Below are 14,490 nucleotides of genomic sequence, written 5' to 3'. Positions count from 1 at the left end.
GGATTGAATGCATGTCGGGCTCCAGGTAACGAGTGGATTTCGGAGAGGTTTCGGTTTTCTTGAATGCCAGGGCTCAGAACAGCTCGATGGAACCGGCGTCCATCTCGTCCTGCGTGACCGGGTTGGGGCGCAGCGGGGCCGATTCGATGACGGCGGCGCCGTCCTCGTCGTCGCCCATGGCCTCGGCGGCCAGGCGGTCGGCGCAGCTGCGCAGCCGCGTGTTGGTGTGGTGGATCAGCTGCGAGGCCATGTCCTGGAACTGCATCGCGGTGATCGCGCCGGCCATGTGCTGCATCGCGTCGTGCAGCTGCCGCACGTCGACGTCGGGGTGCTGCGCCATCGTGTGCAGCAGGTGGTTGAGCTGTCCCGACGCGCCGTAGAAGTGGCCGAGCAGCGCGTCGCTCGCATCGCTGAGCAGGCGCTGCAGGCGTTCCAGGTCGTTGCTGGCCGTCATCAGGTTGTCCTGGATGTCGGCGGCAGCCATCAGGGGCAGGGGGCTTCCCCCACCGGGGTCCATCTCGAGGCGGTCTGGCATCGTTGCTCCGCAAGTAGGCTTCGGCGCCGGCCCGCGGGCTGGCGACTCAGACCATTTTCGGCAGCCGCCCGCCAATCATTAGGGTGATGTCGGTGCGAATTCCCCGCCAGATTCACGCGCGGCGCCGCGGCATACTTCACGCATGGCCGCCCCCCTGCTCGACCATGTGCTGCGCGTGCTCCACCTGGAGGACTCCGAGCTGGACCACGAGCTGATGCTCACCCACCTGCGCCGCGGCGGCCTGGAGGTGCGCTCGCTGCGGGTCGACTCGGAGGCCGCCTTCCTCGCCGCGCTCGAGCAGGACTGGGACGTGGTGCTGTCCGACTTCAACCTGCCCGGCTTCTCCGGCCTGGTGGCGCTGGACCTGCTCAAGGCCAGCGGCCGCGACATCCCCTTCATATTGGTATCGGGCGAGATCGGCGAGGACACCGCGGTCGAGGCGATGCGCAACGGCGCTTCCGACTACCTGCTGAAGAACAACCTGGCGCGGCTGGTGCCGGCGCTGCTGCATGCGGTGGAGGCGACCGAGACGCGCCACGCCCGCGAGCATGCCGACCGCGAGCTGAACAAGTCCAAGCAGCGCCTGCGCGAGCTGGCCCAGCACCTGCAGACCAGCATCGAGCACGAGCGCGCGGCGATCGCCCGCGAGATCCACGACGACGTCGGCGGCTCGCTGACCGCGCTGAAGTTCGACCTCGCCTGGATCGCCCGCCACACCACCGACGAGGGCGTGCGGCTGCGCGTGCAGTCGGCGCTGGAGACCGTGACGCTGGCCATCGAATCGAGCAAGCGGATCATGCACAACCTGCGCCCGGCCATCCTCGAGCAGGGCCTGGTGGCGGCGCTGCAGTGGATCGCCTCGCGCTTCGAGAAGCGCACCGGCATCCCCTGCGAGCTGCGCATTCCGTCACACACCCCCGAATGGCCGCCCGGCGTGCCGCTGGTGGCCTACCGCACGGCGCAGGAGGCGCTCACCAACATCACCAAGCACGCCCACGCCACGCGGGTGCAGATCGACCTGTCGCTGGCCGGCGGCGTGATGTCGCTGGAAATCAGCGACAACGGCCGCGGCCTGTCGCAGCAGGATCTGGCCAAGGCGCGCTCGTTCGGCATCCGCGGCCTGCACGAGCGCGCCGGCACGGTGGGCGGCTGGGTCGACCTGTCCAGCGGCCCGGGCGGAACGACACTGATACTCTCGGTACCCTTGAACACGCCGGGCGAGACCGCGCCGATGCCGAGCGGTCCGGTCAGCGAGCCGGACGATCCTTCGCAGTGGGGCACTCTGTGATCAAAGTCATACTTTGCGACGACCACGCACTGATCCGGCGCGGCATCCGCGACACGCTGTCCGATGCCCCGGACATCGAGGTGGTCGGCGAGGCGGGCGACTACGGCGAACTGCGCACCCTGCTGCGCAGCCACAGCTGCGACGTGCTGGTGCTCGACATCAACCTGCCCGGTGGCCGCAGCGGGCTGGACGTGCTGCACGTGCTCAAGGACGAAGGCCTGCCGATGCGCGTGCTGGTGGTGTCGATGTATCCGGAAGACCAGTACGCCATCCGCGCCTTGCGCGCCGGCGCCTTCGGCTACGTCAACAAGGGCGGCGATCCGGCGCAGCTCGTCACGGCCGTGCGCACGGTGTCGCAGGGGCGCAAGTACGTCACGCCGGAGATCGCGCAGATGCTGGTCGAGAGCTTGACCGCGCCGGTGGTCGAGAATTCGCACGAGAAGCTTTCCGACCGCGAGCTGCAGACCCTGGTGATGATCGCCTCGGGCAAGCGGCTGTCGGACATCGCCGAGGAGCTCAAGCTCAGCCCGAAGACGGTCAGCGTCTACCGGGCGCGCGTGCTCGAGAAGCTGTCGCTCGCCAACAACTCGGAGTTGACGGTCTACGCGATCCGCAACGGCCTCGTCGGCCATTGAACTGGGGGGCTGGCCCGGCCAGATGAGGCGTGCGTCACGGCCGGCCCGCTTTGCGCGCCTCAAGCGGGCGGCAGGCGGGCCGAAAGGGCTGAAGATCGGGGACGTACGTCACTCGACGACTCCCCGACCCCTGCCTGACCGATGCTCGTCGCCGCCTGCTTCGTCGTGACCGCCTTGCTGCTGTGGCTGGCCGCCGGCATCGCCGTGGCGGCCGACCGGCGCGGCAAGCCGCTGGCGCGATTCATCCGCTTCGGCGCGGCTGTGCTGGTCGCGTGTGGCCTGTGGTGGCCGGCGCACACGCTGCAGGTGGAAGGCACGCTGGTGGCGAACTCGGGCATCCGCTCCATGCTGGCCTGGTTGCCGGCGCTCGGCCTGTCGTTGGTGGCGCTGGCCACGGCGCGCGCCTGGGCGGTGCGTTCGATCGCTGGCACGCTGGCCGCGGGCGCGGCGACCATCGCCGCCGCCTACGGCTACGCGATGCTGCTGCTGCCGGGGCTGTTCCGCACCGCGCCGGTGAACGTGCCGCTCGGAGAAGGCGTGGCCATCACTGTGCTGGCGTTCGCCGGCATCGCCCTGTTCCTGCCGCTGCGGCGCGCACCCGTGGCCGCCGCGACGCACGCGGTCGCGGCCCTGCTGGTGGCCGGCATCGTCGCGCTGGCGCTCGGCCGCTTCCTGGCCACCGATGCGAGCGTGCCGCTGACCTCGTGGCCCGAAGTCGCCATGCTGGCCGTGATGGCGAGCCTGGCCGCCGTGCTGTGGGCCGCGCTGCGCCACGGCACGCTGGCAGCCGAGCCCGCGCAGCGCGCCGCGCGCCCGGCCGGCGACGTGCTCACCGGGCTGCCGACGCGGCAGTTCTTCGAGGAGCGGCTGCTCGCCGCCGCCAAGCGCTGCGACGCCAAGCGCAGCAAGCTGGCGGTGCTGTTCATCGACCTCGATGGCTTCAAGCCGGTCAACGACACCTACGGCCACGCCTGCGGCGACCGCGTGCTCGAGCAGGTCGGCCAGCGGCTGCGATCGATCACCCGCGGCGCCGACGTGGCGGCGCGCGTCGGCGGCGACGAGTTCCTGCTGCTGATGCCGGCGATCAGCTCGCAGGACTCGGTCACCCGCGTGGCCAAGGCGATGATCGAACTGCTCAGCCGGCCCTACAAGGTCGACGAGCGTGAGATCAGCATCTCCTGCTCGGTCGGCATCGCGCTCTATCCCGACGGCTGCAAGCCCAGCAAGCTGATCCCGCGGGCCGACGCGGCGATGTACTCCGCCAAGCGGGCCGGCGGCACGCGCCACGCCTATTTCTCGCCGGAGATGGACCATGCCGCGAAGCAGGACTTCGAGATGGTGCGCGACCTGCGCCGCGCCATCGCCGGCAACGAACTGGAGCTGTACTTCCAGCCGAAGATCGATGCACGCAGCGGCCAGGTGACCGCCGCCGAGGCGCTGCTGCGCTGGAACCATCCCAAGCTCGGCACGGTGATGCCCGGCGACTTCATCCAGCTCGCCGAGCGCACCGGGCTGATCGGCGCCCTGGGCGACTGGGTGATCGAGGACGCCTGCCGCCAGGCGCGCGCCTGGCGTGACAAGGGCCTGCGCATGCGCGTGGCGATCAACCTGTCGACCTACCAGATGCGTCAGGACGACATCGTCGACCGTATCACCGAGGCGCTGAAGCGCCACAAGATCCGGCCCTCGCTGCTGACCTGCGAGATCACCGAGACCGCAGCGATGGAGGACACCCGCGCCACGCAGGAGACCTTCCGCCGCCTTGGCGAGCTCGGCGTGCACCTGTCGATCGACGACTTCGGCACCGGCCACTCGAGCCTGGCCTACCTGCGCCGGCTGCCGGCCGAGGAGCTGAAGATCGACCGCATGTTCGTGCAGGACCTGGAGCACAGCGCCGATGCCCGTGCGGTGGTCGACGCGGTGGTCAAGCTGGCCCATGCGCTGGGCCTGAAGGTGGTGGCCGAAGGCGTGGAGAATCCGCGCCAGCACCAGATCCTGGCCGAGATGGGTTGCGACGAGCTGCAGGGCTACCTGTTCGCCAAGCCGATGACGGCGCGCGCGCTGCTGTTGTGGGCGCTGGGCGACCGCGGTGATTCGTCGGTGTTCCGCAACTCGCTGTTCGGCGAGACGCGCCAGACCTCGCGGCTGGCCACGCAGCCGCACAGCAAGGAGCCGCTCAAGGCGGCATGACCTCAGCGCGTCGCCCGGCGTCGCACGCACTCCAGGTAGCGCTCGCCGTCCGGCGGCAGGCCGCTCTTCTGCGAAGCCCAGATCATCTCGCCCAGGCACTCCATCACCTCGTGGTGGGCCTCGTGCGCGGAGCCGCGCTTGGCCGCCAGCAATTCGAAGGCCTGCTTGATGCCGCGCGGCTGGTCGATCGCCACCTGCTCGGTGATCGTGAGGTGCATCGACAGGTGCAGGAACGGATTGGTGCGCCCGGTCTCGACGTCGTAGACCGCGGCCAGCGCCGCATCGACGTCGTCGAGCTCGGCGTGGTACTCCGGGTGCTCGCCGATCCAGTCGGCAGCCAGCGCCTCCATCGGCGTCAAGGGCGCGCCGTCTCGGCGCTTGGCGTGGGTGGCGCAGAAGAAGCGCCGCACGTCGTTCTGGGAAGGGGCAAACATCGCAGAATTGTCGCCTCATGACGGCATGGAACGCTTGGGCCGACTGGCCGCTCATCCACGACGCGGCCTTCTATGCCGTGGCGGTGCCGGCGGTGCTGATGATGGGCCTGTCCAAGAGCGGCTTCCTCGGCGGTTTCGGCTCGCTGGCGGTGCCTCTGATGGCGCTGGTGATCCCGGTGCCGCAGGCCGCGGCGATCATGCTGCCGCTGCTGCTGGTGATGGACGCCACCGGGCTGCAGCAGCTGTGGAAGCATGCCGACGGCCAGTTGCTGCGCTGGCTGCTGCCGGCCGGTCTGCTCGGCACCGTGGTCGGCACGCTGCTGTTCGGCGTGCTGAGTCCGGCCACCGTCGCCGCGGTGGTGGGTGCGCTGACGCTGATCTTCCTCGCCCAGCGGCTGCTGTTTCCGCCGCGCGCCGACCACCCGCCGCCGCCCAGGCCGCTGGGCTTCGCGCTCGGCATCGCCTCGGGCTTCACCAGCTTCGTGGCGCATGCGGGCAGCCCGCCGTTCAACGCCTACGTGCTGCCGCTGCGCCTGCAGCCGCTGACCTATGCGGCCAGCGCCGCGGTGTTCTTCGCTGCCGTCAACCTGTCGAAGTGGATTCCGTATGCGTGGCTGGGCCTGATCGACCTGACCAACATGGCCACTGCACTGGTGCTGATGCCGCTGGCGCCAATCGGCGTGTGGCTGGGCGTATGGGCCACCCGGCGCATCGACCCGGCGTGGTTCTACCGCCTCGCCTACGCCGGCATGGGGCTGACGGGCGCGAAGCTGCTCTATGACGGCCTGAAGTAGCGCGCCGCTGAACCCCGTCTACTTCGCCGGCTTCTCGACGTAGCGCTCGATGCCCACCGCCTCCATGCGGTAGCTGCTCACGCCCATGAAGGTGTCGGAGCGCAGCGTGCGCAGCGTGCCGTCGACCCACACCGTGTCCATCGACTTGAAGCCCTTGGCGGGCGACTTCGGCTTGACGTGGATGATCTGGTTGGCCGGCGGCGGCGGCGAGTGGATGCAGGCGCCGAAGTAGGGCACCAGCAGGAACTCGGTCATGCCGTTCTTGCCTTCCTCCAGCGGCACGATGTAGCCGGGGATGCGGATCGCGCGGCCGTCCATCTTGTTGTTGACCGGCGCGTTGTCCCACACCTCGCGCATCTTCTTCAGCATCTCGGCGGCGCGCGGGTCGGCGTCGCTGAGCACGCCGAAATTCATGTCCTTGAACTGCTTGAGAGGGTCCCAGTCGGCCGGCACCAGTTCGTCCCAGGTGATCTCGGTGTGGCCGGGGCGCGCGGCAGGCTTGTCCTGCGCCTGGGCCAGCGGCGCGGCCAGGGCCAGCGCCATCAACAGGGTGAGCCACTTCTTCATTGCCACTCCTCGTTCAGCTACGCGGTGCCAGCCCGTCGGCCAGCGAGAGTCGATAGGCGCGCACACCCGGCACCAGGCTGGCCAGCACGCCGGCGGCCAGAACGCCCGCGAGCAGCAGCCACTGCGTGGCGCTGGGGGCGGCCAGCGTGAGCGCGATGCCGTAGGTGGACTGCACCCTGGGGCCGGCCAGCCCGATCAGCGCCGCGCTGGCAAGCACCCCCAGCGCCACGCCGGCCAGCGTGACCAGCAGGCCTTCGAGCGCCAGCAGCCACAGCACGTGGCGCGGCCCGGCACCCACCGCGCGCAGCACCGCCAGTTCGCGGCGCCTTTCGTTCAGCCCGGCCAGCACCGTGGCCACCAGGCCGGCCAGGCTGACCAGCGCCACCAGGCCGGACAGCGCCAGCAGCAGCTTCTCGCCCACGCCGACCACCGTCCACAGCTCGTCGAGCGCCACGCCGGGCAGCACCGCCATCAGCGGCTCGCCCTCGTACTCGCTGACGAAGCGCTGCACGTTGAACACCGCGGCGCGGCCCTTCAGGCCGACCAGCGCGGCGGTCACCTGCTTGGGCTCGAGGTCGAACTTGCGCGCCTGCTCGGCGGGGATGCTCATTCCCTTCATCGGCACGCCGGCCGACCAGTCGAGGTGGATTGCCTCCAGGGCCTGCAGGCTGATGTGCACCGTGCGGTCCACCGGCGTGCCGGTGGGCGCGAGGATGCCGACCACGGTGAAGGGCTTGTCCGCGTGCTCGCTGCCGGGCAGCGTGCCACTGCCGTGGGCCAGCACCATTCGGCTGCCGAGTGTGTAGTTCAGCCGCTGTGCCACCTCGGCGCCGAGCACGGCACCGTACAGGCCGTCGAGATCGCCGCTGAAGGGCGCGCCCTGGGCCAGCACCAGCGGCTGCTGCTCGCCGTAGCGGAAGCGCTCGAAGTAGGCCGCGGTCGTGCCCAGCACCGGGAAGCCGCGGTGCGAGTCGCCCAGCGACAGCGGCACCACCCAGGCCACGGCGCGGTGCTGCTCGACGGCGCGCAGGCTGTCCATGCGGATGCTGTTGGTGGCGCCGCCGAGGCGGAACACCGCATAGAGCATCAGCTGGATCGGCCCGGTGCGCGCGCCGACGACGAGATCGGTGCCGCTGACGGCGCTGGTGAAGTTGTCGCGCACGTCCATGCGCACGCGCTCGAAGCTCAGCAGCAGCAGCGTGGCTAGCGCGATCGACAGCGCCACCAGCGACAGCGTGCCGCGCCGGTTCCAGGCGCTGGCGGCGGCAAGCGCTGGCAGACTGGTCATGCCGTGGCCTCCTGCGCGGCGCGGTTGAGTTCGGGCAGCGAGAGCGCGCGGTCGAAGCGCGCCGCCAGCCGCTCGTCGTGGCTGACGAACACCAGCGTGCTGCCGCCGGCGCGGCATTCGCCGAGCAGCACATCCATGAAGCCTTCGCGCAGCGCGGCATCGAGCGCCGAGGTCGGCTCGTCGGCGATCACCACCTCCGGCGCGCCGATCAGCGCGCGCGCCGCCGCCACCCGCTGCTGCTGGCCGACCGACAGCTCGCGTGCTGGGCGCGTCCAGGCGTCCTGCGGCAGGCCGACGCGCTGCAGCAGCGTGCGCGCCTGCGCCACCGGCGAGCCGCTGCGCTGTTCGGCGCGCGCGCCGCGCGCCGGCGAGAAGCGGCAGCCGAGCAGCACGTTGTCGATCACCGGCAGCCAGGGCAGCAGATTGAACTGCTGGAACAGGTAGCCGACGTGGTCGGCGCGATGGCGGTCGCGTGCGGCGGCGGGCAGCTCGCTCCAGCGGCGCCCGGCGAGCGTCACGCTGCCCGAGCGCGGGAGCAGCACGCCGGCCAGCAGCGACAGCAGCGTGCTCTTGCCGCAGCCGCTCGGGCCATGCAGGAACACGGTCTCGCCGGCGCCGATGTCCAGCGCGTCGATCGCCAGCACGTCGCGCGCAGCGCGCGGCCAGGCATAGCGGACGTCGCGCAGCGTGATCACCGCGGCAATTCGATGCGCTGCGCCGGCCGCTTCAGCACCTGCTTGCGCTGGCCCTTGGCCGTGGCCACCTGCACGTCGATGCGCGACAGGCGCGGGAAGGCCTTGAACAGGCCGGCGTCCACGAAGGCTGGCGCGGCCTGGCACTGGAAGGTGAACGTGCCCTCGAGATCGCCGTGGCCGTCGTCCTTCGCCGGGGCGGCCGCGCCGAGCTTCAGCGGCGCGGACAGGAGCTCCACCGAGGCCGGCGTGCAGCGCGCGGCCGCGTCGATGGCGAACAGCTTGTCGGCGGCGCGCAGCGTGGCCACGGCCTGATCGGCGGCGCGCGTCTCGGCCTCGCTGCGTGGTGCGCGCTCGAAGCCGAGCAGGCCGTCCAGTGGTGTGTCGAGCACGATCGTCAGCGTGCCGCCATCGACGGCCACGTCCAGGCGCGCGGCGCCGTGTTCGTGGGCCTTGCCGGCCCAGGCGGGCAAGGCGGAGGCCAGCGCGAGGCACAGGGCGAGCTTCTTCATGGCGGAGTCCTCTACGGCGGGGTCAGCGTGCGGCGGCCGCACGCAGCGCCGTGGCGATCGCCTCGACGTTGTGGGCCATCAGCTCGAGGTAGGTGGCGGCGCCCTGGCCAGGCGCCGACAGCGCATCGGAGTACAGCGTGCCGCCCACTTGCGCACCGGTCTCCTGGGCGATGCGCTCGATGCTGCGCCGGTCGGTGATGTTCTCGACGAACAGCGCGCGCGCCTGGTGCAGCCGCACCTGGCGGATCACCGCAGCCACGCCGGCGGCCGAGGCTTCGCTGTCGGTGTTCCAGCTGCGCGGCGAGATGAAGGTGATGCCGTAAGCCTCCCCGAGGTAGCCGAAGGCGTCGTGCGTGCTGACGACGCGGCGCTGATCGCGCGGGATGGCGTCGAAGGCAGCGCGCGAACGGGCGTCGAGCTCGGCGATGCGCGCGCTGTAGGCCTTGGCGCGGGCATCGATGGCCGAGGCCTGCGCCGGCGCCGCGGCGACGAGTGCGGCGCGGATGTTCTCGACATAGCGCTGGGCATGCGCGAGGCTCTGCCACGCATGCGGATCGATGCCACGCCCCGCGCGCCGCGGCACGATGCCCTGCGTGGCTGCCACCACCTTGCCGCGGTAGCCCGAGGCGCGCACCAGCCGGTCGATCCAGCCTTCGAAGTGCAGGCCGTTGACGATCACCAGGTCGGCCTTCGCCAGTCGCTGCGCGTCGGCCGGTGTCGGCTCGAACACGTGGGCGTCGGCGTTCGCGCCGACGAGCGAATGCACCTGCGCGGCGTCGCCCGCCACCTCACGGGCCATGTCGGCGAGGATGGAGAAGCTCGCCACCACCTGCAGCGGCTTCGGCGTCTGCGCACGAACGGGAAGAACGACGGCCAGCAGGGCCAGTGCGAGGGTGAGGAAGCGAAGGCGTTTCATCGAGGTTCAGGCCACACGGTGGGCGCGCAGCGCGATGCGGCGCGCGAGCAGGCTGTCGTGGCGGCCGGCCAGCAGCGACACGACGTATCCCGCCCCGGCCAGCAACACGATGGCCGGGCCCGAGGGCAGCTGCAGGTGGTAGCTGAGCAGCAGGCCTCCGGCGGCGCTGGCCAGCGCGATCAGCGTGGCCACGGCGGCCAGGCTCCACACCTCGCGCGCCCAGAAGCGCGCCGCGGTGGCCGGCAGCATCATCAGGCCCACGGCCATCAGCGTGCCCAGTGCCTGGAATCCGGCCACCAGGTTGAGCACCACCAGGCCGAGGAAGACGAAATGCAGCGTGCGCTCGGCCCCGCCCACCGAGCGCAGGAAGCCCGGGTCGACGCTGGCCACCAGCAGCGGCCGGTACGCCGCGGCCACCACCAGCAGCGTCACGCTGGCCACGCCGGCCACGCTGATCAGCGCGGTGTCGTCGACGGCGAGGATGCTGCCGAACAGCACGTGCATCAGGTCGACCGGGCTGCCGTGGGTGGAGACGATCAGCACGCCGGCCGCCAGCGCGATCAGGTAGAAGGCGGCGAAGCTGGCGTCTTCTCGCTGCGTGGTCACCTGCGCCACCCAGCCGGCGAGCACGGCCACCAGCAGCGCCGCCGCCAGCCCGCCGGCGCCCATCGCCGGCAGCGAGAAGCCGGCGATCGCGAAGCCGATCGCCGCACCGGGCAGCACGGCATGCGCCATCGCGTCGCCCATCAGGCTCATGCGGCGCAGCACCAGCAGCGTGCCCATCGGCGCGCTGCCCAGCGCCAGCGCCAGGCAGGCCACCAGCGCACGGCGCATGAAGCCGAATTCGGCGAAGGGCTGGATGAACAGCTCGTACAGGCCCATGGCGTGCCTCAGGCCTTCTCGCAGACGGGCGCGGATTCGTCCCAGCGCTCGGCCATCTGGCGCGCGCGGAACAGGTTCTCGGCGTGCAGCACCTGGGCCGTCGGGCCCCAGGCCACCGGCTCGCGCGCCAGCAGCAGCGTCTGCGGAAAGTGCTCGCGCACGAGTTCCATGTCGTGCAGCACCGCGACCACCGTACGCGCCTCGCCATGCCAGCGCCGCACCACGGCCAGCAGGTCGGCGCTGGTGCGGGCGTCGATGGCGTTGAAGGGCTCGTCGAGCAGGATCAGCTGCGCGTCCTGCAGCAGCACGCGGGCGAACAGCACGCGCTGGAACTGGCCCACCGACAGCTCGCCGATGCGCCGCTGCTCGAAGCCGGTGAGGCCGACCGAGGCCAGCGCCTCGCGGGCGCGCTGGCGCAGCGGCGCGTCGATGGCGCCGAAGGCGCCGCGCCTCGGCCAGTGGCCCAGCGCCACGAGGTCGAGCACGCCGAGCGGGAAGCTGCGGTCGATCTGCGACTGCTGCGGCAGATAGGCGACCCGGCCGGCCAGCTCGGGCGCGATCTCGATGCGCCCGGAACTCAGCGGCAGGCGGCCGGCCAGCGCGTCGAGCAGGCTGCTCTTGCCGGCACCGTTGGGGCCGATCACCGCGGTGAGCGAGCCCATCGCCAGCTCGCCGCTGAGGTGGTGCACCGCCGGGTGGCGCTGGTGCGTCACCGTCAGGTCGACCACGCGGACGGCGCTGGCGCTCATGCGGCGAGGTCCGTCAGCGCCCAGGCCACGGCGGCCCACAGCGCCGCCAGCGCGCCCAGCACCACGGCGATGCGGGTGGCCGCGCTGCTCATCAGCACCGTCGGCGCCACGACCTCGCGCTCGGCCACGGCCGGGGCGGGGTGATGGGGGTGCGCATGGCCATGGGAGTGGCTGTGCGAATGATCGTGGGCGTGGTCGTGCGTCATGCCGCCGCTCCCGCGCAATCGGCGCAGCGCCCGCGCAGCGTCAGCTCGTGCTGCTCGACGCGGAAGCCCGCCGGCGCCAGCCGCTCGATGCCGCCCGGGCAGCCGTGGATCGGGAACACCCGGTCGCAGGCGGTGCAGTGGAAGTGATGGTGATGGTGCGCATGGCCCCGCACCGGGGCGTGGCTGCACGGCGCCTCGAAGCGCGCCGCCTGTCCGGGCAGGTCGACGCGTACCACCTGCGCCTCCTCGTGCAGCGTGCGCAGCTGCCGGTAGACGGTGGAGAGGTTGAGCGTCGGCACCTCGGCACGGGCGAGCTCCAGGATCTCGGCCGGTGCCAGCGAGCGGCCGCTGTCGACCAGCGAGCGCAGCACGGCTTCCTTCTGGCGGGTCTGGCGGGAGGGGCGGGTGTCCATGGCGGCTGGCATCTTATTGCAAATGCACTTGCATTTGCCGTGCCAGGCCGGGAACCCGAGCCAGCCGTCAGGACAAGCCGCGGTGCTGGCGCGCTTCCTCCCGCTCGCGGGCGAACTGTTCCTCCAACTGCTGCCGGCCCTGCTTGGCGATGGCGATCAGCTGGTCGGGGTCGCCCGAATGCGGCCGCATCTGCTCGACCAGTTCGACGTTATGGCGCCGGAAGCGCATCGCCAGCGTGCGTGCCTGGTGGCGCTCGAAGCCGAGCGCTTCGAGGGCGCTGCGCCCACTCATCAGCGCCGAATCGAGCGTCTCGCGCTCGACCGCCTCGATGCCCAGCGCCCGCAGCTGGTAGTAGTGCGCCACGTTGCGCGCGCGGGCGACGATGGTCAGCCGTGGGAAGTGCTCGCGCACCAGCTTCGCGACCGCCACGCTCTGCGCCACGTCGTCGATGGCCAGCACGAACAGGCGCGCCGACTCGGCGCCGGCGCTGCGCAGCAGGTCGAGCCGCGCGGCGTCGCCGTAGTACACCGGCCAGCCGAAGCGGCGCACCGCCTCGACCTGCTCGGCATCGTGCTCCAGCACGGTGGCCGAGAAGCCGCTGGCGAACAGCAGCCGGCCGACGATCTGCCCGTAGCGGCCGAAGCCGGCGATGATCACCGGCGCTGCGTGGCCCGCGTCGATGGTGTCATAGGCCGCCTCGCGGGCCCCGGCGGCATGCCGGCGTGCCCAGAAGCGGTCGGACAGCAGCAGCACCAGCGGCGTCAGCAGCATCGACAGCGCCACCGCCGCCACCAGCAGCGAGGACGTCGGCGCGTCGATCACGTTCGCGCCAGCGGCGGTCTGGAACACCACGAAGCCGAACTCCCCGCCCTGCGCCAGCAGGATCACGAACGGCGGTCGCTCGCCCGCCGGGATCGGCATCGCACGGCCCATCGCCCACAGCACCGCGGCCTTGACGAGCAGGAAGCCGGCGACGATGGCCGCCACGAGCAGCGGCTGCGCCAGCACGACCGCGAAGTCGATGCTCATGCCCACCGCGATGAAGAACAGGCCGAGCAGCAGGCCCTTGAAGGGCTCGATGTCGGTCTCGAGCTCGCGGCGGTATTCGCTCTCGGCGAGCAGCACGCCGGCGAGGAAGGCGCCCAGCGCCATCGACAGCCCGACCGACTGCATCAGCGCCGCGGTGGCCACCACCAGCAGCAGCGAGGCCGCGGTGAAGATCTCCGGCGTGCGGCTGCGGGCGATCCAGCGCAGCGCCGGGCGCAGCAGCAGGCGGCCGCCAAGCACGATCAGCGCGATCACGCTGGCGGCCTTGGCCGCGCCCCACCAGCCGTTGCCGGCCTCCTGCGCGCCTGCGGCAGCCAGCAGTGGCACGAAGGCGAGGATCGGAATTGCCGCCACGTCCTGCAGCAGCATCACGCTGAGCACGCCTTGGCCGGAGCTGGTGGCCATCAGGTTGCGCTCGGCCAGCACGCCCAGGCCGATGGCGGTGGAACTCATCGCCAGGCCCAGTGCCGCCACCAGCGCGACGTGCCAGTCGACGCCGAAGGCCACGCCCGCCGCCGTCATCAAGGCCGCCGAGCCGAACAGCTGCACGCTGCCCCAGCCGAAGATCGGCCGGCGCAGCGCCCACAGCCGGCGCGGCTCGAGCTCCAGGCCGACGAGGAAGAGCATCAGCACCACGCCGAACTCGGCGAAGTGCAGCATGTCCTGCGGGTCGGACACCAGCTTCAGCCCCCAGGGCCCGATCACGATGCCGGCGGCGAGGTAGCCGATGATCGATCCCAGGCCGAGGGCCTTGGCCAGCGGCACGGCGAGCACCGCGGCAGCGAGGTAGACCAGGCTGCCGGTCAGCCAGTTGCCGTGTTCCATCAGGGCGCCTCCGCGGCGGCCGCCGGGCGCGCTGAAGCCGGCACCTCGCAGGCCACGCATTCGGGCAGGTCGTCGAGTTCGGGCCAGTCGGGGTAGCTGGCCAGGCGCTCGGCGTAGACGCGGGCGTGTTCGGCGATGGCCGCCTCGTCGGCGTGGTGCGCGCCGTGCAGCACCAGCGGTGGCAGGAAGCGCATGCCGCACAGCGCAGCGGTCTGCTCCACCGGCGGCAGGAAGGCGTCGAAGAAGTAGCGGTTGTAGCCGTCGGGCCGGTAGGCCTGCTGCTCGCCGCCGGTCGACAGGGCCAGCCACAGGTCCTTGCCGCGCAGCGCGTGGCCGCCCGGGCCGTAGGCCCAGCCGAAGGTCAGCACCTCGTCGAGCCAGAGCTTCATCAGCGGCGGCATCGCATACCAGTGCACCGGGTGCTGCCAGACCACCAGCCTCGCTGCCGCCAGCCTTGCGCGCTCGGTGGCGGTGTCGATGTCGTAGTCGGGGTAGAGGGCGTAGAGATCGCGCACC

The 14,490-nt window shown here is 71.4% G+C and carries 17 protein-coding genes; 4 read left to right on the top strand and 13 right to left on the bottom strand.

All coding sequences use genetic code 11. The annotated features are described in order from the left end of the window. Positions 1-73 precede the first annotated feature (73 nt). Positions 74-535, bottom strand: coding sequence for a hypothetical protein (locus AB7U92_RS08405; protein ID WP_428575732.1), 462 nt, complete (start codon positions 533-535; stop codon positions 74-76). Between the two features lie 142 nt (positions 536-677). Here AB7U92_RS08405 and AB7U92_RS08400 point away from each other — a divergent pair, with 142 nt between their 5' ends. The 3 genes from AB7U92_RS08400 to AB7U92_RS08390 all read left to right on the top strand — a co-directional run bounded on the left by AB7U92_RS08400 (position 678) and on the right by AB7U92_RS08390 (position 4,648). Next, positions 678-1,823: a response regulator gene (locus AB7U92_RS08400; protein ID WP_428575731.1), complete on the top strand. Its 1,146-nt coding sequence runs from the start codon at positions 678-680 to the stop codon at positions 1,821-1,823. Continuing rightward, on the top strand, positions 1,820-2,458 hold the full coding sequence (locus AB7U92_RS08395) for a response regulator (protein ID WP_428575730.1): 639 nt from the start codon (positions 1,820-1,822) through the stop codon (positions 2,456-2,458). The genes AB7U92_RS08400 and AB7U92_RS08395 overlap by 4 nt, the downstream gene beginning before the upstream one ends. 141 nt (positions 2,459-2,599) lie before the next feature. Beyond that, positions 2,600-4,648 (top strand): putative bifunctional diguanylate cyclase/phosphodiesterase, encoded by a 2,049-nt coding sequence (locus AB7U92_RS08390; protein ID WP_428575729.1) that lies wholly within the window; start codon positions 2,600-2,602, stop codon positions 4,646-4,648. Positions 4,649-4,650: 2 nt separating this feature from the next. Here AB7U92_RS08390 and AB7U92_RS08385 read toward each other — a convergent pair whose 3' ends face one another. Next, positions 4,651-5,082, bottom strand: a complete 432-nt coding sequence (locus tag AB7U92_RS08385) for a DUF1841 family protein (RefSeq protein WP_428575728.1) — start codon at positions 5,080-5,082, stop codon at positions 4,651-4,653. A gap of 17 nt (positions 5,083-5,099) precedes the next feature. On the opposite strand from AB7U92_RS08385, the gene AB7U92_RS08380 reads away from it, so the two are divergent. Continuing rightward, positions 5,100-5,876, top strand: a complete 777-nt coding sequence (locus AB7U92_RS08380) for a sulfite exporter TauE/SafE family protein (RefSeq protein ID WP_428575727.1) — start codon at positions 5,100-5,102, stop codon at positions 5,874-5,876. A gap of 18 nt (positions 5,877-5,894) precedes the next feature. On the opposite strand, the gene AB7U92_RS08375 is transcribed toward AB7U92_RS08380, so the two are convergent. The 11 genes from AB7U92_RS08375 to AB7U92_RS08325 all read right to left on the bottom strand — a co-directional run. Continuing rightward, positions 5,895-6,443: a DUF3299 domain-containing protein gene (locus AB7U92_RS08375; protein ID WP_428575726.1), complete on the bottom strand. Its 549-nt coding sequence runs from the start codon at positions 6,441-6,443 to the stop codon at positions 5,895-5,897. A 13-nt stretch (positions 6,444-6,456) separates the two neighbouring features. Continuing rightward, complete coding sequence (locus AB7U92_RS08370) at positions 6,457-7,731, bottom strand: ABC transporter permease (RefSeq protein ID WP_428575725.1); 1,275 nt, start codon at positions 7,729-7,731, stop codon at positions 6,457-6,459. Continuing rightward, a complete protein-coding gene (locus tag AB7U92_RS08365) occupies positions 7,728-8,435 on the bottom strand; it encodes an ATP-binding cassette domain-containing protein (protein ID WP_428575733.1) in 708 nt (235 codons plus the stop codon). The genes AB7U92_RS08370 and AB7U92_RS08365 overlap by 4 nt, the downstream gene beginning before the upstream one ends. Then, positions 8,423-8,935 (bottom strand): DUF2796 domain-containing protein, encoded by a 513-nt coding sequence (locus tag AB7U92_RS08360; RefSeq protein WP_428575724.1) that lies wholly within the window; start codon positions 8,933-8,935, stop codon positions 8,423-8,425. The genes AB7U92_RS08365 and AB7U92_RS08360 overlap by 13 nt, the downstream gene beginning before the upstream one ends. Before the next feature lie 22 nt (positions 8,936-8,957). Then, positions 8,958-9,851 carry a metal ABC transporter solute-binding protein, Zn/Mn family gene (locus tag AB7U92_RS08355; protein WP_428575723.1) on the bottom strand — a complete coding sequence of 298 codons (894 nt, stop codon included), beginning with the start codon at positions 9,849-9,851 and terminating at the stop codon, positions 8,958-8,960. 6 nt (positions 9,852-9,857) lie between these two features. After that, positions 9,858-10,733 (bottom strand): metal ABC transporter permease, encoded by an 876-nt coding sequence (locus tag AB7U92_RS08350; protein ID WP_428575722.1) that lies wholly within the window; start codon positions 10,731-10,733, stop codon positions 9,858-9,860. 8 nt (positions 10,734-10,741) lie between these two features. After that, the gene (locus tag AB7U92_RS08345; protein ID WP_428575721.1) at positions 10,742-11,482 is read right to left on the bottom strand and encodes a metal ABC transporter ATP-binding protein; all 741 of its coding nucleotides are present in this window, start codon (positions 11,480-11,482) and stop codon (positions 10,742-10,744) included. Continuing rightward, complete coding sequence (locus AB7U92_RS08340) at positions 11,479-11,688, bottom strand: hypothetical protein (RefSeq protein ID WP_428575720.1); 210 nt, start codon at positions 11,686-11,688, stop codon at positions 11,479-11,481. The genes AB7U92_RS08345 and AB7U92_RS08340 overlap by 4 nt, the downstream gene beginning before the upstream one ends. After that, the gene (locus AB7U92_RS08335; RefSeq protein ID WP_428575719.1) at positions 11,685-12,101 is read right to left on the bottom strand and encodes a Fur family transcriptional regulator; all 417 of its coding nucleotides are present in this window, start codon (positions 12,099-12,101) and stop codon (positions 11,685-11,687) included. The genes AB7U92_RS08340 and AB7U92_RS08335 overlap by 4 nt, the downstream gene beginning before the upstream one ends. Positions 12,102-12,168: 67 nt before the next feature. Further along, on the bottom strand, positions 12,169-13,974 hold the full coding sequence (gene kefC, locus AB7U92_RS08330; protein ID WP_428575718.1) for a glutathione-regulated potassium-efflux system protein KefC: 1,806 nt from the start codon (positions 13,972-13,974) through the stop codon (positions 12,169-12,171). Then, a partial coding sequence (locus tag AB7U92_RS08325; protein WP_428575717.1) for an NAD(P)H-dependent oxidoreductase occupies positions 13,974-14,490 on the bottom strand: 517 nt, incomplete at its 5' end. The genes kefC and AB7U92_RS08325, both read right to left, overlap by 1 nt.

Origin of the sequence: Piscinibacter sp. (assembly GCF_050175855.1) — a bacterium.
Classification (GTDB): domain Bacteria; phylum Pseudomonadota; class Gammaproteobacteria; order Burkholderiales; family Burkholderiaceae_C; genus Piscinibacter.
This window is presented reverse-complemented; position numbering and strand designations above follow the sequence as displayed.

Bases quoted from the DNA above. Each gene is read 5' to 3' on its own strand.
- AB7U92_RS08340 (WP_428575720.1), bottom strand. From the start codon at position 11,688: ATGACGCACGACCACGCCCACGATCATTCGCACAGCCACTCCCATGGC.
- AB7U92_RS08370 (WP_428575725.1), bottom strand. From the start codon at position 7,731: ATGACCAGTCTGCCAGCGCTTGCCGCCGCCAGCGCCTGGAACCGGCGC.
- AB7U92_RS08400 (WP_428575731.1), top strand. From the start codon at position 678: ATGGCCGCCCCCCTGCTCGACCATGTGCTGCGCGTGCTCCACCTGGAG.
- AB7U92_RS08335 (WP_428575719.1), bottom strand. From the start codon at position 12,101: ATGGACACCCGCCCCTCCCGCCAGACCCGCCAGAAGGAAGCCGTGCTG.
- AB7U92_RS08405 (WP_428575732.1), bottom strand. From the start codon at position 535: ATGCCAGACCGCCTCGAGATGGACCCCGGTGGGGGAAGCCCCCTGCCC.
- AB7U92_RS08380 (WP_428575727.1), top strand. From the start codon at position 5,100: ATGACGGCATGGAACGCTTGGGCCGACTGGCCGCTCATCCACGACGCG.
- AB7U92_RS08390 (WP_428575729.1), top strand. From the start codon at position 2,600: ATGCTCGTCGCCGCCTGCTTCGTCGTGACCGCCTTGCTGCTGTGGCTG.
- AB7U92_RS08350 (WP_428575722.1), bottom strand. From the start codon at position 10,733: ATGGGCCTGTACGAGCTGTTCATCCAGCCCTTCGCCGAATTCGGCTTC.
- AB7U92_RS08385 (WP_428575728.1), bottom strand. From the start codon at position 5,082: ATGTTTGCCCCTTCCCAGAACGACGTGCGGCGCTTCTTCTGCGCCACC.
- AB7U92_RS08345 (WP_428575721.1), bottom strand. From the start codon at position 11,482: ATGAGCGCCAGCGCCGTCCGCGTGGTCGACCTGACGGTGACGCACCAG.
- AB7U92_RS08375 (WP_428575726.1), bottom strand. From the start codon at position 6,443: ATGAAGAAGTGGCTCACCCTGTTGATGGCGCTGGCCCTGGCCGCGCCG.
- kefC (WP_428575718.1), bottom strand. From the start codon at position 13,974: ATGGAACACGGCAACTGGCTGACCGGCAGCCTGGTCTACCTCGCTGCC.
- AB7U92_RS08355 (WP_428575723.1), bottom strand. From the start codon at position 9,851: ATGAAACGCCTTCGCTTCCTCACCCTCGCACTGGCCCTGCTGGCCGTC.
- AB7U92_RS08360 (WP_428575724.1), bottom strand. From the start codon at position 8,935: ATGAAGAAGCTCGCCCTGTGCCTCGCGCTGGCCTCCGCCTTGCCCGCC.